The sequence below is a fragment of the Kangiella shandongensis genome (genome assembly GCF_020005365.1).
GTDB classification, from domain to species: domain Bacteria; phylum Pseudomonadota; class Gammaproteobacteria; order Enterobacterales; family Kangiellaceae; genus Kangiella; species Kangiella shandongensis.
Genome location: NZ_JACNML010000006.1, coordinates 128,612 through 148,453, shown reverse-complemented (window position 1 = coordinate 148,453; position 19,842 = coordinate 128,612). Strand labels below are relative to the sequence as shown.

Genomic DNA, 19,842 nt, shown 5'->3' with positions numbered 1-19,842 from the left:
GGAATTTATTCAATGATGAACATTGGCTCGTCATATTCGACAGGCTCACCGTTTCTCACCAGAATCGCTTTGACGGTACCGGCAACATCGGCTTCAATCTGGTTCATCATTTTCATTGCTTCAACGATGCAGAGTACGTCACCAACGTTTACCTGCTGGCCGACTTCGACGAAATCTTTAGCGCCAGGTGATGGAGCGGCATAGAAGGTGCCGACCATTGGTGAACGAACCTGATGACCGCTCACCTCTGCTTCTGCTGGTGCTGCTGACTCGGCTGCAGGGGCTTCTGCAGGCGCCGGTGCTGGTGCTGCATGAGGTTGTGCCGGAGCCGCCATATATTGAGCTGGTGCCGGAGCTGGGTTACTGGATGAGCGAGAAATACGGACCGACTCTTCGCCCTCCTGAATTTCAAGCTCTGCCACACCTGAGTCTTCAACCAGCTCAATAAGTTTCTTAATCTTGCGTAAATCCATAGTTTTTACCTACGTTAATCGTTAATTTTCTGAATGATGTTAATGGCTGCATCGAGTGCATAGCGATAACTGTCTGCACCAAATCCTGCTACCACAGCTTTGGCGACATCACTGAAATAAGAATGATGGCGGAAAGGCTCACGGCGATGAGGGTTGGAGAGATGCACTTCGATAAATGGAATGTCTACGGCCAGTAGAGCATCGCGAATAGCGACGCTGGTATGGGTATAAGCCGCAGGATTAATAACAATTAGTGACACATTGTCTGATTTTGACTGCTGAATAATATTAATGAGTTCACTTTCAGCGTTGCTTTGTTTCGTTTCAAAGTCAATTCCTGCCTTTCTCACTTGTTGTTGGGCGGCAGAATTGATGGCATCCAGAGTTAGATCACCGTAAATGCCGGTTTCTCGCTGACCAAGCAAGTTTAAATTTGGGCCGTGCAGCAGTAGTATTTTTGACATATTGTCGCTAAGAGCCTATAAAGTTAGTATAAAAGTTACCAAAATCTGGCAACTTCCTTAGTTTGCTGTTTTGTTGAGTATCAAGGAGCTCTAAGGCTCTAAAATCAACGTTGGCGTATTTTACAGTAAGTTACCAACAAATAACTACTTTTTGCAAGCGTGGTCGGACTTGATTGATAAATTCATCAAACGGTTCTCAATAGAGCCGTTCTCATTTTACATTTGTTTAAAATCTGATAGCTTTAAACAAGATAAGATATGCGAGGTAATCAGTTAGCCATTAATTGATAGTTGTTATTGTGAAAATAATAAAAAGCATTTAGTAGGAAGGAGACACCATGTCCGATGATTTGAAACTGCTCTACCTCGAAGACGATCAAAATCAAGCAGATGCGTTGCTCGCCATTTTGCAAGACTCAGGTTATGAGTGCACGCATCGTGAGAATGCTGAATCGTTTTTGGAAACATTGAAAACCGACGACTTTGATGTGCTCATTTTGGACTGGGAGTTGCCAGATATGTCTGGGATCGAAGCATTAGAAAAAGTTCGAGCATTTATGAATTGGAGTGGTCCCGTACTTTTTGTTACGAATCGCGATGCTGAGCAAGATATTGTTGCTGCCCTAGAAAAGGGTGCGGATGACTATATGGTCAAGCCATTCAGGCGCTCTGAATTATTGGCTCGATTAAGTGCTTTGGTTCGTCGAGCTGGTTTATTGGATGAACAGGACAAAATTGATGTTGGCCCCTTTACGATCGAACAACAACACCGCCGTGTGTTAGTGAATGGAGACGCGGTGACTCTAACCACGAAAGAGTTTGAGCTAGCGCTATTGTTATTTAAAAATGTCGGGCGCTTATTTTCTCGAAAATATTTATTGAAGCACATTTGGGGGATTGAGTCGGAAATTAGTACTCGGACCGTTGATGCCCATATCAGCTCGTTACGTAGAAAACTGAATATACGTGCCGATAGTGGTTATCGAATTAAAACCGTTTATCAGCATGGTTATCGTTTAGAGCAGCTTGTCGATTCTGAGGTAATGGCATAAACGCTAATACATATATCAATTACGCGGAAACTTCTATAAAACCAAGTTTTTCTCAACCGAAGGATTTGTGATGAAACGCATTTTTTCTTTTTTGATGGCTTGTCTTGCCGTATTCTTCTTAATGGCCTTTTTGGCGCCACAGTCTGTCGCAGAGGACTGGCTTTATACTGTCAGGAAGGGCGACACTATCTGGGGCTTGTCTCATAAGTATTTAAAGGAACCAATGCGCTTCAAGGACATTCAGCAATACAACGGTGTGGAATATGATCGCCAGATCCCGCCCGGGGTTACCTTGAAATTTCCCATGGAGTATCTGAAGTTCGCTCCAGCTGAAGTAGAAGTTAAAACCATAAACGGTACAGCACACTATATTCGTCGCGGGGTGAAAAAACCTTTAGCATTGAATGTTAAGTTAGTGTTGGATGATATTTTATTGACGGCGCCGGACTCCAGCGTTGCCTTGTTGTTTGCCGATGGCTCGGAGTTATTGCTGGGGGAAAATTCAGAATTAATATTCGACGTGCAAACCAAATGGGGTGAGACCGGTATGGTCGATAGCCGAATGCGTTTAATGAAAGGTTCGGCTGAAGGTCGAGTGAAAACCCTGATTGGCCCTGGTGCTCATTTTGAAGTACAGACCCCTTCTGCGGTAGCCACTGTCAGGGGGACAGCCTTCCGCGTAAGATTGGATGGGGCGGATTCTAACGTGGTATTTAATGAAGTTGATGAAGGGACTGTTGGGGTCCAGTTGCACGAAGACCAGAAACTGGTAAAACAGGGGTTTGGTCTGAAAACGTCAGCCAGTTCCCCCGCCCTTGAGCCTAGAGCCTTGTTGCCGGCGCCGACATTCGTCAATGCCCAGTCAAATTATCCCGGGTTACCAGTCACCCTGACTTGGCAGCCAATTGATGGTGCTAAGCACTACCTGGTCGAGCTATTTAAAGATGCGGCTATGACTCGGTTATTGGATAAGTCAACGGTGAGACAACATCAGTTTACGCTGTCATCGGTTGAGCTGGGCGAGTATAGCGTTCGTGTGCGGGCGGTGGACGCCGAGGGGTTGCAGGGCTTGAATAATTCTATTCGTTTTACAGTAACACCAGTCCCGATGAGTCCTGTTACCAAGACCCCCCCCCAGCAATTACTTGCAGGCAAGGCTATATTAATGACGTGGCAACCTGCCGAAAAAGCCCTGCATTACCGGTGGCGTTTGTTAGAGAGTGATGCCGAGACCGTGATTAAAGAAAAAGAAACCAGTGAGACCTCGGTTAGGTTGGTAGAAGGCTTAGCCGCTGGAGAGTACTTCTGGCAGGTCGCTGCGGGGAATGATAATGGTTTTGGTCGTTATTCTAAACCTACTCGTATCCGTTCTGTGCTTCCGTCTCCGCCAGTTATCGAGCCCGTTGAAAAAGAGCTGGAGTCGGATCAAAGTTTATTACTGCAATGGTCAGAGGTACCACTGGCTAAACAGTATCATTGGCAGGTTTCTTCTTCTGCCAACTTCGATTCTGTGGTTGCAGAAGGGCACTCATTAACCACCAGAGCCGTACTGAATAGTTTGCCACAACGAGAACTGTATATCCGGGTTGCGGCTGTCGGTCCTTATAATGATGAGCGTTATTCAGAGAGCTTGAGGCTGGAAGTCGTAGAGCCTGATAATGGTAAAACTGCATTTAGTCTTGGCTCAGTGCTATTATTCGTACTTTTATTATAGGGTAGTTTTGAGTGGTTGAGAGGCGAAGGTTTTTTACGAAAGGTGGCTTGGTTTTTGCCACCTTTCTTGCTGTTATAGTTTTTGCCTTGTCCTACTTTAAGGTTCTTGAGCCTGTTGAGCTATTAATCTATGACCGCCTGTTAAGGGCCCAGCCTACCGAGTACGCTTCGGATGTGGTGGTTGTCGCCATGGATGAAAAGAGTTTACGCGCTTACGGCTCCCTCCCGTGGAAACGACAAGTCCATGCTGAAGCGATTACTCGTCTGACAGAGGCTGGAGTTCGTGCTATCGGTTATGACGTCTTGTTTGATAAACCCAGAGACGATGGTGATACCGAGCTGACACAGGCTGTCAGGCAGAGCGGTCAGGTGGTGTTCCCCGTGGTTATTGATGAACTGAAGCAAGACGGTCAGTTGATTGAGTTACAGCCATATCCAGAACTATCTCAGGCCAGTGCAGAGCTGGGCCTGGTCCATTTTGAACTTAGTAACGATAATATCGCGCGTAGCGTTTATCTTAAAGCAGGTTTAGGAGAGCCCTATTGGCGGACGTTTGCGGCAGAAGTACTGGAGGTAGCAAACGGCGATCCTACTTACGAGTTACCATTCAAACCAAGAGAAAAAGCTGAATACTCCTATAATTTATCGAATATTGAGAAGACACATTATGCGTTAATCCCGTACAAAAAAAACAAAGACTACTTTCCCAAGATCAGTTTTGTGGACTTGGTCAATGGAGCGTTTGACCCCAAAGCTCTCGAAGGCAAGGTCGTTTTTGTTGGGGTGACCGCGACAGCAGCACGGAATGCAGATTTCTTGCCAGTGCCTGTTAATCGTGATGGACAGATTATGTCGGGAGTGGAAATCAACGCGACCCTCTATGAAGCGCTGGAAGGGAACACTATTATCCGTCCGGTAAATCAATTAGCCGTGAGTGGTATATCGGGTGTGCTGGTCCTGTTATTGTTCATGTTGATCCCCCGTTCATTACCACGTCACAACGTTTTGCTTCTTGCCGTTATGGCGTTGGGCCTACTGTTTATCAGCTGGTTTATCCTGCACAGGTATAATTTTTGGTTGCCTTTGGCTACTCCAGGTGTCGTTATGATTCTTGGCTACCTGCTATGGGTATGGCGAGTCGTTGTGACGAATATGGCCTTTTTCAGAAAAACAGTACGTCGATTGCAACTTGAAGTAAGTAATAGCTTTGAGCCGGATGTTAAGTCCTCCCATGAACAGCACTTCAAATTCTGGCAACGGTTACACATTATTCGTGACTGGAGCAAAGCTACGAAAAATATAGTCGACAGTGAACGTAGCTTGCCTTTGACAATAGATAATGAGCGCTGGTTATTAGAGTTGGAGAATCTGAGTCAGGAGGAGCAGCGTTTATTTTATCGACTCTACCGACAGTCGACGATGAAAAAGCAGAGTGACACCTTAAAGCAAGGCAGTGTCATTGAAGCTAAAGTTGCGCAGGTACAGACCGCCATCACCAAAATCAACTTCCTGCGGCGGTTTGTTGAAAAGACCATGGACAAGATGTCGGATGGTGTCATGCTGCTGGATACTTCAGGTGTGGTTTTTTACGCAAATCTCGAAGCCAGAAAGTATCTGAATATTGGAGAAGGGCAAGACGCATTTGATATTTTTAAGCAGTTAAACCTACAGTTTAATGCAAGTTGGGCTGATGAGATTAAAGCATTGCTTCTCGACGGCGTAGGAAGAGAGGTTCAGGCGCTTAACCGTACCAAGCATTACTTTAAGATTGGTCTTTCGCTATTGGACAATATTGATGGCCAGGATTTCATTATCGTCAACCTGACAGATATAACCTCGGTTAAGCGCGAGCAGCAGCGCCAACTCGAAATGATTGATTTTATTTCGCACGATTTGCGCTCTCCGATGACGTCCGTTTTAGCATTAATCAGCCGCTACCGGACGAAGCCGGAAGAAGTCTCTGTGTCAGAACTGAACTCCGAGATCGAGCGTTTAACCAAGAGTAGTCTATCACTTGCTGAACACTTCCTGATGCTGTCTCGGGCAGAAAGTGACTCGGAAATGCCGCTTTATCCGGTAGAGCTGCTGAACAGTATTGATAATGCTTTGGTTGTCGCGAGGCCTCTGGCTGATGAAAAAAGCATTACTTTGCGCTTCGAATTTGCAAAATATTATGATACCTGGATTCAGGCTAATGAAGACTTATTGGAGCGAGTCATACTGAATTTATTAACCAATGCCATTAAGTACTCGCCTGCAGAGAGTCAGGTTGATATTCGAATAGAACAAAGTAATCACGGAGTGAAGGTTCTGGTGTCGGACCAGGGAGAGGGAATTGATAAAGAACAAATGAATACTATCTTCAAACCCTTTTCCAGAATTCGTCGTCATGAGATGGAAAAAATCAAGGGGATAGGACTGGGTCTTCGCTTTGTTAAAGCGGCAATGGAGCGTTTTGGTGGGACCGTCGGGGTGGAAAGCCAGATTGGCAAAGGAAGTTGTTTTATTTTATCTTTTCCAGCCGAATCGCTGGTGGATGATTGATGTTTTCGCATTACATAAACTAATCAAATCAATGAGAAAAGATCGTTTTCTTTATCTTTTGTAGGGGCATAGAATGACCTTCTTCCGAATTGAATTCACCTTGGAGGCAAGGCATGTACAAAAATATTCAGCAACATTTCGCGATGATTGGTTTAGTTTGTGCCATTGTCTTGTGGGCTGCTTCTTTCGTCGCCATGAAATACGCAATTGCAGAACTGGGTCCGATATTGACAGTATTTTTGCGTATGATTCTAGCGGCAGGGGTTTTGATTTTTTTCTTGCCGAAAATGGCGAAAAAGCAACAGTACCAAAAAGGTGACTGGTGGCTACTGCTCTTGTTGGCGCTGTGTGAGCCTTGCCTGTACTTTATCTTTGAGAGCTATGCGCTGACTTACACCACGGCATCAGAGGCGGGTATGGTGACGTCCTTGCAGCCGATTATTGTCGCAGTTGCAGCTTTTTATTTTCTAAAAGAAAAGTTAAATAGCCGTTTAATCGTAGGCTGCTTAATAGCGGTCGCTGGTGTTATCTGGCTAACGGTCAGTGGTGAGAGCAACGAGCATGCAAGTAACCCTATGTTGGGGAATGCGCTGGAGTTTGGTGCCATCAGTGCCGCTGCGGCTTATTGCTTGTTGGCCCGTAAATTATCACAACGTTATTCGCCGGTCTTTTTGACATTACTACAAATGATCATGGGTACTCTGTTCTTTCTGCCATTTTTACTGGTACAGGATACGGTTATTCCGACAGACATTTCGGCGGAAGGCGTTATGGCCATTTTATTCCTGGCATTTGGTGTTAATATTTTCGCCTTCACCTGTTATAACTTCGCTTTTAAAACGATGCCGGCAAGTCAGGTCGGCAGCATGATGAATCTATTGCCGATCGGAACTCTGTTCTTCGGCTGGTTGGTGCTGGATGAGCAGTTAAGTGGCATGCAGTATTTGGCGGCTGGTTTGGTTCTTTTTGGGGTTATCTGGTCACAAACCAAGCCTCGCAGCACTGTCTTCATTGAACATTATGTGGTACGTAAATCGATGCGTGAGAGAGCCAAGCAAAGGCTGAAAAGAAGGTTTAGGATGTCAAAAGCGAACCCTTAGTTTTGATAGACGTTTTGAGATAAAAAGCCCTGAGTTTGCAGGGCTTTTTTATATGCCTTATCGATTGAAGGCTGCTTTGATTCGTTTTTCGAAGGCGTCGGATTCTTCAAATCCGGTCGCCCTGAATTGGCTTAGTTCGTTGCCGTTCAAGTCAAAAAACATAATACTGGGAAGACCTAGAACGTTATAGGCTCGCATCAATTCAACGTCGACGGGATCATTGTCAGTGACATCGGCCTGCAGTAACACCGTATTATTTAAGGCCGCGATAACTTGAGGATCGGTAAAAACTTTCTCTTCAAATTCATAACAGGAGGCGCACCACTGGGCAAAAAAGTCGAGCATAACGGTCTTGCCCTGTGCATTGGCCGCGGTTACTTCCTGCTGTAAATCGGTAAGGCTTTTTATTCGTTTAAACTCAAGGTGGCTCGACTGAGCGGATTGCTCGTTCATCATCGCCATGGCATTGGCTGTGCCAATATGCCCCAGAGGTTGCAACAAGTTACGCTGACCCTGCGCGCCGCCAACAATTAACAGCGCACCGTACAGTATTGCGACTATACCCAGGCTACGAATAAAGGTCTTCCAGCCATGGTGGCCCAGTTTATTATTCAGCAAATAAAAGCCCGGTATTATCGCCAGTAACCCCCAGCCATACATATATAACGAGGCAGGTAACAGGTGTTTGACCAAATATAAGGCTACGCCAAGCATGGCAACACCAAAGGCCGCCTTGATACCGTTCATCCATGGGCCGGCTTTTGGTAAGAATTTACCACCGGTGACACCGATAATGATCAGTGGAATACCCATACCGACTCCGAGGCCATACAAGGAAACACCGCCGAGTACGACATCGCCGGACTGAGCGATCACCAGCAGAATGGCGATCAGCGGCACCGTGACGCAGGGCGAGACGATCAACGCTGAAATGGCACCCATGATTGCGGTACCGATATAGGAGCCTTTCTTTTGCTGGTTACTTTTCTCAGAAAGCTTGGCCTGTAAGCTCGCTGGTAACTGCAGCTCATAAAAGCCGAACATGGACAAAGATAATAAGGCGAAGATAACGGCAGCCGTGATAACTACCCCGGGACTTTGGAAATAGCCTGAGATTGACTGACCCGCAAGAGCTACGACGATACCCAGAATAGTATAAACAATGGCCATTGCCTGGGTATATGTAAGCGATAAGAAGAAGGCTTTACGCGTGGTGATATTGTCGCCCTGGCCAGCAATAATCCCCGAAATGATGGGAATCATCGGGAAAACGCATGGTGTGAAAGTTAAAGCTAATCCAAGCAGCAAGAAGTAGAAGAAGTTAGATATCAGACTCTCTTCTGTCAGGTGCTCGGTATGCTTCTGTTGCTCGCTGACAAATGCTGGGTGCGTGGACTCCACCTCTTTAGCACGCTGCCCCTGGAAAGTACTTGGACTACTTTCACTGGAAGATGGTGAGGTTGTCCCGCCGACTTTGTAAGATAAAGTAACTTCCTTGGTGGTGGGCGGGTAACATAAGCGATCTTCGGCACAACCCTGATAACCGACCACTAAAGTGAAGTCGCCAGTGGCCTGTAGAATTTCAGCAGAGGCTTCTAGAAAATGGTAGTGAACCTGAGTCAGACCAAGATAAGGATCATCTTTTTCTTTACCTTCGGGAATGTAAATCTCACCCAGGTTGGCATCGGGGCTGGATACATGGAGACGTTCCGAATACATGTAATAGCCATCAGCGATCTCAAACTTGATCAACGCCTTATCATCGACCAGATCGACCTGTAGCTGGAAGGCTTCGTCGACTTTCAGTAACTCTTCCTGCTCGCCCATAATGTCATTAAGATCTATGGTGTTAGTCGCGAGGGAGCCTGAGTTCATAAAGAACAGTAAAAGTACGGTTACTGACAGCTTCACTAGATTTTTCATAAGTAGTAATTGATTCATTGATTACAAATCCACCGATATAATACCAGTTTGTAGGCCAAAATCTGAGTATTTACAATGACTTTACAAAGTGTCATTGAGCCAGCTTAAATAAGCGGTTGAGGCCTGTTCTATACTGCAGCTAATGAGCTCATAGACTTCATAGGGATGCTCTTCGTCTAGCAACTCACCTAAATCAGCCATTAAATCCGCCTCGGTTTTGATAACCATTAAGACTTCTGGATCTTTTTCGGTTTTGTCCTGCCACTGATAGACACTGGTTATTGCTGGGATGATATTGACGCAGGCAGCAAGCGATTGTTTCACCATTTTTTCGGCTAACTGCTCCGCGGTGGTAACGTCAGGCACAGTGCATAGCGCAACCTGAAATTCACGGTTTGAAGAAGATGAGCGACCAAATGCCATGATGGGTTCCTTTTCTGAACTTGTTATTCATTCAACTGTCCCCATTATAAAGGTATCATCGACAGAGTTCAGTCCCGTGTGAATGACACCGGACAACAATTTCCAACAATCAGGCACATTTTATGTGGTTTCGAAATTTTCTTATTATATTTATCCTGCTAGCCATTGCAGAAGTTTATGTCTTAATCGGTGTCGGTGGTGTTATCGGTGTTGCGCCGACTATCGGCCTGATTTTATTGACTGGTGTCATCGGCGTTTCCATGCTGAAAAAACAAGGGTTCAGTGTTTTCACGCGCCTGCAGGAAAAAATGCAACAAGGCCAACCGCCGGCGCAGGAAATGGTCGAAGGGATCTTATTGATTATTGCGGGAGCCTTTTTGGTGACTCCCGGTTTTGTCACGGACACCCTTGGTTTTTTATGGCTGATACCGCAGACAAGAGAGTATTTTGCGAAGCTGTTGATTAATAAGGGTATGTTTAAAGTACAGGCGATGGGTTCCGGTGACTTTCATGCCGGTACTCGAGATCCGTTTGGGCACTCTCAAACGCCACAGGATGACAATACCATTGACGGTGAGTACGAGCGTACCGACGATAAAGCTGATAAACGGCTCGAAAAATAGCAAAAAAGTGAAAAATTTAGCACTTGATCCCCTTGAGTGCTAAAAAAGTGTCCCCATATCTTCCCCAAACAATTTTTCATAGTAAGTAAAACACTTTCTATCAGGAGAAAAAAACATGAGCTTACGTCCATTACATGACCGCGTCATTGTGCGTCGTTTAGAAGAAGAAACAACAACTGCTGGCGGCATCGTCATCCCAGACAACGCTAAAGAAAAACCAAGCCGTGGCGAAATCATCGCTGTTGGTAACGGTAAGCCGTTGGAATCTGGTGATGTGCGTGCCCTAGATGTAAAAGTCGGTGATAACGTTTTGTTCGGTAAATTCGCCGGTACAGAAGTTAAAGCCGATGGCGAAGAGCTTCTAGTATTACGCGAAGACGACATTATGGCTGTAATTGAAGGCTAATAAGAACACATTTAACGAATTTAGAGGAATTTAATCATGGCAAAAGACGTACGTTTTGGTGATGAAGCCCGTAAAGGTATGCTGAAAGGCGTAAATACGCTGGCAAATGCAGTACGCGTTACATTAGGTCCTAAAGGTCGTAACGTGGTTCTAGATAAGTCATTCGGCGCTCCAAACATCACAAAAGATGGTGTTTCTGTAGCAAAAGAAATCGAGCTTGAAGATAAGTTCGAAAACATGGGCGCGCAAATGGTCAAAGAAGTGGCGTCACAAACTAACGATATTGCTGGTGACGGTACCACAACAGCGACTGTATTAGCGCAATCGATCGTAAGCGAAGGTTTAAAATCAGTAGCTGCCGGCATGAACCCAATGGATCTGAAGCGCGGTATCGACAAGGCGGTTGTTGCAGCGGTTGAAGAACTGAAGAACATTTCGGTTCCATGTGAAGATCACAAAGCGATTTCACAGGTTGGTACCATCTCCGCTAACTCTGACGAGAACGTCGGTAAAATCATTGCTGAAGCAATGCAAAAAGTAGGCAAAGAAGGCGTTATCACTGTTGAAGAAGGTTCAGGCCTGCACAACGAGCTGGACGTGGTTGAAGGTATGCAGTTCGATCGTGGTTACCTGTCTCCATACTTCGTAACCGATTCTGAAAACATGGTCGCAGATCTGGAAAACCCATACCTGCTATTGGTTGACAAGAAAATCTCAAACATCCGTGAATTGCTTCCAACGTTAGAAGCGGTAGCTAAATCAAGCCGCCCGTTATTGATCGTAGCTGAAGACGTTGAAGGTGAAGCCTTAGCGACTCTAGTTGTGAACAACATGCGCGGTATTGTTAAAGTAGCAGCGGTAAAAGCTCCCGGTTTCGGTGACCGCCGTAAAGCTATGCTGGAAGATATCGCTATCTTAACCGGTGCGACAGTAATCTCTGAAGACCTTGGCATGAGCCTGGAGAACACTGAGCTTACTCAGCTGGGTGAAGCGAAGCGTGTCCAAATTAGCAAAGATAACACGACAGTGATCGACGGTGCTGGTGACAAAGGTCAAATCGATGCTCGCGTGAAGCAGATTCGTGCGCAGATGGAAGAAACATCTTCTGACTACGACAAAGAAAAGCTTCAGGAGCGTGTCGCGAAACTCGCTGGCGGTGTTGCCGTCATCAAAGTTGGCGCAGCGACAGAAGTTGAAATGAAAGAAAAGAAAGACCGTGTTGACGATGCATTGCACGCAACTCGTGCCGCAGTAGAAGAAGGCGTTGTTGCTGGTGGTGGTACTGCTCTGGTACGCGTACTTTCAAAACTGGAAGACCTGCGCGCCGATAACGAAGAGCAGAATGTAGGTATTAAAATTGCGCTACGCGCAATGGAAGCACCACTACGTCAAATCGTTTCTAACGCTGGTGCAGAGCCTGCAGTGATCGTTGCTAAGGTTAAAGAAGGCAAAGATAATTTCGGCTATAACGCAGCAACAGGTGAGTTCGGTGACGTGATGGAAATGGGTATCCTTGACCCAGCGAAAGTAACGCGTAGTGCGCTACAGAATGCATCATCTATCGCAGCCTTGATGATCACAACAGAAGCGATGGTATCTGAGCTACCTAAAGACGATGAACCAGCTGCCCCAGATATGGGCGGTATGGGTGGTATGGGTGGCATGCCAGGTATGATGTAATTTAACTTGCCTTCTTGTCCGCTGGCGTTGTTATGAAGTTTAGCTGCGTGTGCTCACTTACTATTAGTAAGCTTCGCTACTCGCAAACTCCATGCCTAGCCAGCGAACAAAAATACGAAGTTAAAATTTAACTTGTTATTTTGCTTCACTTCTTTGTTAATTTGGTTTTTTCGTTGGGTCATTTGCTTGTTGCAAACTCCCTCACTTAAAAATCAAGTTGCCTCGAACTGAAGCAAACTAACTGCGTTAAATACTATTAAAGAGCCTCGCGAAAGCGGGGCTTTTTTGTTGAAATAAAAACAATAGGTTACAGTTGAATGGTTTGTGAGCAGTTGGCCTGCAGGCCTTGTTAAACAAGTGTTTAAATAAAAAATTGACTCATTGGACCTCTATAGGTAAGGTAGGGTTAGATTCAAAATTAAGTAAGGAGTTTTTCTTGCAAACATTTTTGAATTTCCTCGATGCAAATACTCTCTGGTCTTAGAGTAGTCTTAACTGAGAGAGGCAAAACAGGTAAACGGAAGAGGTTATGAGAAGTATCTCGTTTTAGCAGAAGCTGAAACAAGCCTCGATTTGCGGAACCAGCCGTAGATTTTGACGCTATAGTTATTTGGTCAGTTAAGTGAAAAATGAACCCGAATAGCTCCTAAATTGAATAAAGCCCTGCTGACGAGCGGGGCTTTTTTATGATGGAAATAATAAATCAAAATGATAATATAACTCCGCTTATTTACTAGGGAACACAATGAGAATATTAATTATAATTTTTGCATCTATTATTTTATCGGCCTGTGTGGAGATTAAAGCGCCTGAGCGTTTGGTTTCTGATACCTACCGTACAGGAAAAGAGATCTATCATGACATTGCTGATTCAGATGAGGAGCAGCATTTTGTGCATGAGATCGTCGTAGCAGAAGGAGCCGAGCTCGATTCTGAGAAAAGGCGGTGTGTTGATGAGTTAGTTGCAACGACTCGTGCAAAATACAATCTCGAAGGCTATAAAGTCGCTAAGATGGTGCACACGGAAGGCAGTACGGAAACGGTTTACTGTGAAATTAAGGCGGCAGTACTCTAAGCGGCTTTTGAAGAGAGTTGCCTTCGCGGCATTGAACGTATAGACACTAACAGGATGGGTTCCGGCTATTGTCTAACCCATCCTATCGGCTGGGATTTTGGCTTGTTATTGGTAGAGTAATGCTGAGTATTTATGATGGAAGAGAGCTTATGGATACGATAATTAAAATCATTGCTGGGATTATTATTGGAAGTTGCGCAACATGGTTTTTATTAGAGTCTCAGCTCACTCCTCAGGAAGTACAGAAAAAGCATACCGGCTCACCACAAGTAATCAGTAATGCTACTGATTACTTGCGGCAAGACTCTAAAGGAATAAGAGAGCAAGAACTGGAGGCAAAGGTAGTGGAGCTGACCGAGGAGTTACAAGAATCCAGACAGGAGCTTGCAAAAGCCGAGAAGACAAAAAAGGCTGTCATCAATAGACTGCAACGTCAGCAGGAAGCTAATGTGTCTCAACAGCAAGGTGAGCCTGAAGCTGGGAAAAAGAATGAAAAGTATTTAGCTGAAGCTCCTGAAAGTCATCGCAGGCTTATTGAACCTCCAAAAGGTCAAATGAAAACATCATTTGACTTCCACAAAGATTTTGTTGATGAGGAGATGGATATAAGCTGGGCTCTTGAGAAAGAGCAGCAAATTACCAGTTATATCCAGCATCATAAGCGTGGTTCGGAGGTTTCACTAAAGCGGGTTAAGTGCAAAAAGACCATATGTGAGATTTATGGAGAAACCTACAGTCAGAAAGGTGAAGCCTGGAGTCAGATTACGGAAGGTATGAGGGGGCAGCCCTGGTGGGATTTTTTAGGCTCGAGTTCAAGTACCAGTGGCAGTGCTGTGAATAGTGGTCAGTACCTGTTTGCCTCAATTCTCTATAAGAATTTTTAGTATAAATTGAAGTAGTGTTTGTACAGAACCGACGGATCACCAGAAGAGCACGGGAAGAGATGAGTTCTGTCTTGCTATGTTTAACCGGAGGAAATTGGGCTGTTTTCTTGGTCGGGCTTCTGTAATCAAATAAACATGGTATGATGAAATTCTCCTTAACCTGTAAATAAAAGACCTCATGAGTGACGTAAAGAAGCTAATTGAGAACAACCGTAATTGGGCAGCTAAAACTGTCGATGAACAACCCGATTTCTTTAATGAACTTTCAGAGCAGCAGGCACCAAAATACTTCTGGATCGGCTGTTCCGACAGTCGAGTTCCGGCGAACCAGATTACAGGCTTGATGCCAGGCGAAGTTTTCGTTCACCGCAACGTGGCTAATGTGGTTTCCAGCACAGATCTGAACTGTTTATCGGTGATGCAGTTCGCCGTTGAGGTGTTAAAAGTAGAACATATTATCGTCTGCGGCCACTACGGGTGTGGTGGTGTCAATGCAGCGCTGGGTAATCAACAGTTTGGCCTAATCGACAGCTGGCTCTCTAATATCAAGGATGTGTATATTAAAAATGAAGCCAAATTTAAACCCATCAAAAATGACGAAGAACGCTCGAACCTGATGTGTGAATTAAACGTTATGGAGCAGGTGCAGAATGTGTGTAACACTACCATTGTGCAAAATGCCTGGGTCCGGGGACAGAAGCTGAGTGTTCACGGCTGGTGTTACAGTTTAAAAAATGGTCATATCAAGGACTTGGAAGTGACCAAGGACAGCACTGCCGGTAACCATAAGGTTTACCAATACGACAAGTAAGTAGGAAAGAGCAAGGCTGTCAGCATGGAGTCTGGCAGCCATTTTAAGGAGGGAATAATGGCGAGTTCTTACAGCCAGCGACAAATTCAGCACCAATATCGCTTAATGTCGCCTTTAGGAACCTATCCAAAATCCACTATCTCGGTGGATGAGGCTACGCTCTTCGTTGATGATGATGTGGTGGTGTTATCGACGACCGATGATATGGATGAAGTCGAAACCTTGTTCAAAGCGTCTATTTTAATCTCAAGCCAACAAGCCAGCGACTATATTCGCTTTTATGCATTTCCTTATTTACACCTAATTGATACTAAGCAAGGGGCGTCGGTTGATTTAGGGACGATAAAGGAAGAAATTCAGCGGAAACAGGAAGATCTCTTTTGTGTTAAAGGGGATACGGTCCCGGAATTTGACTGGTATGAAAATGCTAGAGGAGCATCTTTGCCGCCGATTTTAGGTGGGGCGTTATATAACTGGTTTCAGTTCGACGTGGAAAAAAACATAGTAAGAGAGTTATTTAACCAGTTGCGGCAGCACCGTTGCGGACGGCTGAGGAGTGCTTTGGCTGCACTGGTCAGCAGCAATCAAATGAGTTGCCACTTTCAATTCCATCAGCAGGCGGTGGGGTTGTTGCTGGATGCGCTGAGGCTGGCTCAGGAAGTAGATAATTTACGTTTAGACAGTGCGCAGTTAAAAACCGTATTAATTCAACTTGGCGACAGTGCCGACGATTATTTGATCTCGCGGCATCAGATGAGTCAAAAGATTGGCCCAATAGACTTTCATCGTTTGTTCGTACAAACCTGCACACAATTCAGGAAGTTCCTATTGGACCATTAGGACAACTGTTATCGAGTAACCCAAACTTCGACTCGCTGATTTTTGGCTTGACCGTTAGTGGTTGCGTTGGATGCTATGGCACCGCGGCTGCCGTAGCCTTGGGTGTAAAAAGGGTTAATGCCGCTTTGTTCTAACCTAGCCGTGATTCGATCGGCCAATTGCTCGGATAGTTCTTTATCTTTTGCCTTATCGCCGCTATCTGCACTAAAGCCAAACACGAATAAGTTTTTCAAACGATGGTTTTTGACGTAATCCGACAGGCGCTCTATATCGCGCTGGCCTTTATTATCCAGTTTCAGATTCTGATCGAAATGGAAGGTGATCGATAGGCGTTTTAATCCTCGGATCATGTTCAGGTAGCGTGGTGGATAATTACGGTTAAAGCGGACGGTTGCATCATTAACCTTGAGCGAAATCAGGTTATTCTCTTCTACCGTAGTTTGTGCCTTATTCTTCAGTACGAAATCCATGAACTTTCGAGCATGCGGGTTGTTGTTATTGCTCGGATAATAAAGATACAGGCGGCGACTTAATACATAATCCTCAGTGCTTACCGTAAAACGATTAGGTTTAAAAGATAGAGCGACACCCGGCTCCGATATGGCAATGGCTTTTGATTCATTAACATAAGGCAGGGCGACAAAACCTATCGCGCCGAAAGTCGAGCTGACCTGCTGTGATAGCTCACCTGAGGATTCGTACCGCTTTGCGAATTCGGACAACTTGACGTTATGACGTTTTAATACCAGGGATTTGAAGGTGTCGTAGGTACCTGAGTTGTCATCTCGAGCAAAGACACTAATAGGCAGGTTATCACCGCCCAGCTCTTTCCAGTTAGTGATTTCGCCAGAGAATATTTTTGCCAACTCTTTGGTCGTTAATTGTTTGATGTTGAGTTGCGGGTGTACGATCACAGCTAAGCCATCCACCGCTACCGTATATTCATTTTGAATAGCACGTAAATCACCGTAATGACTTTTAAGTTTCTGCCGCTCTTTGTCTTTAATGCGGCGAGAGGACATGGCGATGTCGGTATTTTGCTGAGCTAATGTTTTAAAACCTGTTGATGAACCATGCGCCTTGATATCAACGGCATGTACTGTTCCATCGGGCATATAACCAACGACTGTTTTCTCGACAGTATGGGTTTTGATTATCTGGGTTTTCGTGGCACCTTGCTCCTTTAAAAATTCTGCGGCCAGGGCAGGCGCCAGCTTCTCACCGATGGTGTTAGAGCCTTTCATAGTGAACAGGACTTTGGCTGAGTCCAGCGTTTCGGAGTCTTGTTGGCTGAGCGTGATTTGTTGGGCGTTAGATGTGATTGCGACAAGCCATAAAAAAAATGTCGCGAGGGTGCGACTGAATATTCTGGGAAGCATCTATGGTTACCTCGGTAAGGTATGTTTTTATTCGGGCAATGTAGGCGCCAATTATAAGGAGTGCTTTGGCGCCCAGTGTGACACTTTTGTGACAGCTTGTTTAACTTATGATAGTTAGAAATATACTCTGAAAACAGTTGCTTGGACGAGCGACCCTCAACTGACCAAGGCGAAGTTTGCATTCAGTATGGCTTTAGTAACTCCATCTTCTCTTAGCTGGATAGACAGGTTGATACGGGCGCGCTTTTTACGCTTAAACGAGGCAACGAACTTATCAAAAAGCTGATGATCATCCAGAGCACACTCTGCGATAAGGTCGCCATTGATAGGTTTTTTGTACTGAATATCGGCTTTAGCTAGAACCACAGAGCCTTTTAGCTGGTTGTTGGCCGCTATGCTACTGACCAGGGACCAGCCAGCGATGGTACCGACGGTATAAATACTGCCGGCGAAAGCTGTGTTATGGATATTCTTGTTGGTCTCAAACGGTGCTGTGACCCGAATAGACTGCTGTGTTAACTCGGCAATATGAATACCGAGTGCTTTGGTAATAGGGATCTCTTGGTGAACTAAGGTTTCAAGCTGCTGCGCATTCATAATGGTTATAGGGCTGGAGATTCGAATTGCTTCACTGTATCAATTTTTTTAAAAAAGTTAACCCTTTTTAGGTATGACCACGTTTATAGCAGTATACCGAATCAAACATTCAAGTATGGAGAGGGTTATGGAAAAGCAGAACAACAAGCAGTCATGTAAATACGGTGTTATCGCAGGGCTGGTGATTGTAGGTTTAGCAGCCTGCCAAAATCATAGCGAGCAGGATAAACAGAGAGAACAGTTCAGCGTTGAACAGCAAAAAACTGAACAGCGACAGAAAAATGTCCAGCTGAGAGCACAGCAGAAGAGAGCTGCTGAGGAAGTGGAGCAGGTTGTGGTTACTGGTTCACGGATCAGTTCAGCAGACATGGCTGCTAGCCCGCAGGTTCAGGGTTTTATCGCACCTGCCCCTCGGGAGCCGGTCAATCGCGAGCAGTATCAAACGATTGAGCCCTCGGATATCCACTCAACGCTGGAGCAGCCTGTATCAACATTTAGTATTGATGTGGATACTGGCTCCTATTCCAATGTGCGTCGTATGCTGAACGATGGTTTCCTGCCACCGAAAGATTCGGTACGGCTGGAAGAGTTTGTGAATTACTTTAATTACGACTATCCGGCGCCTGACAGTCAGGATATGCCGTTCTCGGTGTCAACCGAAGCGATGAAGGCTCCTTGGAACGCCGATGCTAAGTTAGTACAAATCGGTATTAAAGGCTATGAAGAAGTCAATACCGAGTTGCCGCCGTCTAATCTGGTGTTTCTGGTTGATGTTTCGGGGTCAATGCAAAGTCCGGATAAGTTGGGGCTGGTTAAGAAAGCCTTAAAGTTGTTGGCAAAAGGTAGCCGTGAGCAGGATACCATATCGCTAGTGGTCTATGCCGGTGCTTCTGGCGTGGTGCTCGAACCGACTGCGGCGAATGATCGGGTTAAGATCGAACAGGCATTGGATAGTCTTGCTGCTGGTGGCTCGACGAATGGTGGCGCAGGGATCGAGCTGGCTTATAAAATGGCGGAAAAAGCCTTTATCAAGGATGGCATAAATCGCGTGATTCTAGCGACGGATGGTGACTTTAATGTAGGCACGGTGAACCGTGAACAATTGATCGATATGGTCGAGCGTAAACGAAAAACCGGGATTAGCTTCAGCGCCTTAGGTTTCGGTTCAGGAAATTATAACGAGCATCTGATGGAGCAGTTGGCGGATAAAGGGAATGGGAATTACGGTTATATTGATAACCTGCAGGAAGCCAAAAAATTACTGGTGGATCAGCGTGCCGGTACCCTGATGACCATTGCGAAGGATGTAAAGATCCAGGTGGAGTTTAATCCGGCAGTGATTGCCGAATACCGCTTGCTGGGTTATCAGAACCGCATGCTGGAGCGTGAGGATTTTAATAATGACAAGGTTGATGCGGGTGAAATCGGTGCCGGCCATACGGTAACGGCCTTGTATGAAGTGGTGCTGCAGGACTCGGATGGTAAGCGGCTGGAACCATTACGCTATGCTCAAAAGGAACCTGATGCTGGCAACGCCAAGTTAGACGAAGCGGCGATGATTAGTTTGCGTTATAAGCTGCCACAAGAAGATAAGAGTACTCTCTACCGTGATTACCTGACAGCAAATACTTTAGAGGCTGCCAATGGCGGCGATAACATTCGCTTTGCCGCCAGCGTCGCCGGCTTTGCCGAGTTGCTTCGAGGTGGTCAGTTCCTTAAAAAATGGAGCTGGGATGATGCCAAAAGGTTAGCTCAGAACTCCAAAGGCAGTGATCGAGGCGGATATCGGGGTGAACTGATTCAGTTGATTGGTATGGCCCAGCTGTTGGACAAAAGTGCGACCGCTGGTCGTTAG

18 protein-coding genes are annotated in these 19,842 nt (G+C 45.5%); 12 read left to right on the top strand and 6 right to left on the bottom strand.

Going from position 1 to position 19,842, the window contains the following annotated elements; translation table 11 throughout:
* Positions 1-5: 5 nt before the first annotated feature.
* Complete coding sequence (accB, locus tag H7708_RS08695) at positions 6-473, bottom strand: acetyl-CoA carboxylase biotin carboxyl carrier protein (RefSeq protein ID WP_223670226.1); 468 nt, start codon at positions 471-473, stop codon at positions 6-8.
* A gap of 14 nt (positions 474-487) precedes the next feature.
* On the bottom strand, positions 488-937 hold the full coding sequence (gene aroQ / locus H7708_RS08690) for a type II 3-dehydroquinate dehydratase (RefSeq protein ID WP_223670224.1): 450 nt from the start codon (positions 935-937) through the stop codon (positions 488-490).
* A 338-nt stretch (positions 938-1,275) separates the two neighbouring features.
* On the opposite strand from aroQ, the gene H7708_RS08685 reads away from it, so the two are divergent.
* From H7708_RS08685 to H7708_RS08670, 4 genes are all read left to right on the top strand, one after another.
* Positions 1,276-1,989 carry a response regulator transcription factor gene (locus tag H7708_RS08685; protein ID WP_223670222.1) on the top strand — a complete coding sequence of 238 codons (714 nt, stop codon included), beginning with the start codon at positions 1,276-1,278 and terminating at the stop codon, positions 1,987-1,989.
* 70 nt (positions 1,990-2,059) lie between these two features.
* Positions 2,060-3,703: a FecR domain-containing protein gene (locus H7708_RS08680; RefSeq protein ID WP_223670220.1), complete on the top strand. Its 1,644-nt coding sequence runs from the start codon at positions 2,060-2,062 to the stop codon at positions 3,701-3,703.
* Between the two features lie 11 nt (positions 3,704-3,714).
* Positions 3,715-6,246, top strand: coding sequence for a CHASE2 and HATPase_c domain-containing protein (locus tag H7708_RS08675; RefSeq protein ID WP_223670218.1), 2,532 nt, complete (start codon positions 3,715-3,717; stop codon positions 6,244-6,246).
* A 113-nt stretch (positions 6,247-6,359) separates the two neighbouring features.
* The gene (locus H7708_RS08670) at positions 6,360-7,346 is read left to right on the top strand and encodes a DMT family transporter (protein WP_223670216.1); all 987 of its coding nucleotides are present in this window, start codon (positions 6,360-6,362) and stop codon (positions 7,344-7,346) included.
* Between the two features lie 57 nt (positions 7,347-7,403).
* On the opposite strand, the gene H7708_RS08665 is transcribed toward H7708_RS08670, so the two are convergent.
* Positions 7,404-9,269 (bottom strand): protein-disulfide reductase DsbD, encoded by a 1,866-nt coding sequence (locus H7708_RS08665; protein WP_223670215.1) that lies wholly within the window; start codon positions 9,267-9,269, stop codon positions 7,404-7,406.
* Between the two features lie 81 nt (positions 9,270-9,350).
* On the bottom strand, positions 9,351-9,692 hold the full coding sequence (gene cutA, locus H7708_RS08660) for a divalent-cation tolerance protein CutA (protein WP_223670214.1): 342 nt from the start codon (positions 9,690-9,692) through the stop codon (positions 9,351-9,353).
* 122 nt (positions 9,693-9,814) lie between these two features.
* Here cutA and H7708_RS08655 point away from each other — a divergent pair, with 122 nt between their 5' ends.
* The 7 genes from H7708_RS08655 (at position 9,815) to H7708_RS08625 (ending at position 16,011) form a co-directional block, all read left to right on the top strand.
* Positions 9,815-10,315 (top strand): FxsA family protein, encoded by a 501-nt coding sequence (locus tag H7708_RS08655; protein WP_223670213.1) that lies wholly within the window; start codon positions 9,815-9,817, stop codon positions 10,313-10,315.
* Between the two features lie 115 nt (positions 10,316-10,430).
* Positions 10,431-10,721 carry a co-chaperone GroES gene (gene groES, locus H7708_RS08650; RefSeq protein ID WP_223670211.1) on the top strand — a complete coding sequence of 97 codons (291 nt, stop codon included), beginning with the start codon at positions 10,431-10,433 and terminating at the stop codon, positions 10,719-10,721.
* Between the two features lie 33 nt (positions 10,722-10,754).
* Positions 10,755-12,401 (top strand): chaperonin GroEL, encoded by a 1,647-nt coding sequence (gene groL / locus H7708_RS08645; protein ID WP_328798973.1) that lies wholly within the window; start codon positions 10,755-10,757, stop codon positions 12,399-12,401.
* A 745-nt stretch (positions 12,402-13,146) separates the two neighbouring features.
* Positions 13,147-13,476 (top strand): hypothetical protein, encoded by a 330-nt coding sequence (locus tag H7708_RS08640; protein WP_223670208.1) that lies wholly within the window; start codon positions 13,147-13,149, stop codon positions 13,474-13,476.
* Positions 13,477-13,625: 149 nt separating this feature from the next.
* Positions 13,626-14,360 carry a hypothetical protein gene (locus H7708_RS08635; RefSeq protein WP_223670206.1) on the top strand — a complete coding sequence of 245 codons (735 nt, stop codon included), beginning with the start codon at positions 13,626-13,628 and terminating at the stop codon, positions 14,358-14,360.
* Between the two features lie 178 nt (positions 14,361-14,538).
* Entirely contained in the window at positions 14,539-15,171 is a 633-nt protein-coding gene (can, locus tag H7708_RS08630; RefSeq protein ID WP_223670204.1) for a carbonate dehydratase, read from the top strand.
* Between the two features lie 57 nt (positions 15,172-15,228).
* Positions 15,229-16,011 carry a hypothetical protein gene (locus H7708_RS08625; protein WP_223670202.1) on the top strand — a complete coding sequence of 261 codons (783 nt, stop codon included), beginning with the start codon at positions 15,229-15,231 and terminating at the stop codon, positions 16,009-16,011.
* 8 nt (positions 16,012-16,019) lie between these two features.
* On the opposite strand, the gene H7708_RS08620 is transcribed toward H7708_RS08625, so the two are convergent.
* A complete protein-coding gene (locus H7708_RS08620; protein WP_223670200.1) occupies positions 16,020-17,390 on the bottom strand; it encodes a substrate-binding domain-containing protein in 1,371 nt (456 codons plus the stop codon).
* Between the two features lie 156 nt (positions 17,391-17,546).
* Complete coding sequence (locus tag H7708_RS08615) at positions 17,547-17,987, bottom strand: YiiD C-terminal domain-containing protein (RefSeq protein WP_223670198.1); 441 nt, start codon at positions 17,985-17,987, stop codon at positions 17,547-17,549.
* 127 nt (positions 17,988-18,114) lie between these two features.
* On the opposite strand from H7708_RS08615, the gene H7708_RS08610 reads away from it, so the two are divergent.
* Positions 18,115-19,842 (top strand): vWA domain-containing protein, encoded by a 1,728-nt coding sequence (locus H7708_RS08610; RefSeq protein WP_223670196.1) that lies wholly within the window; start codon positions 18,115-18,117, stop codon positions 19,840-19,842.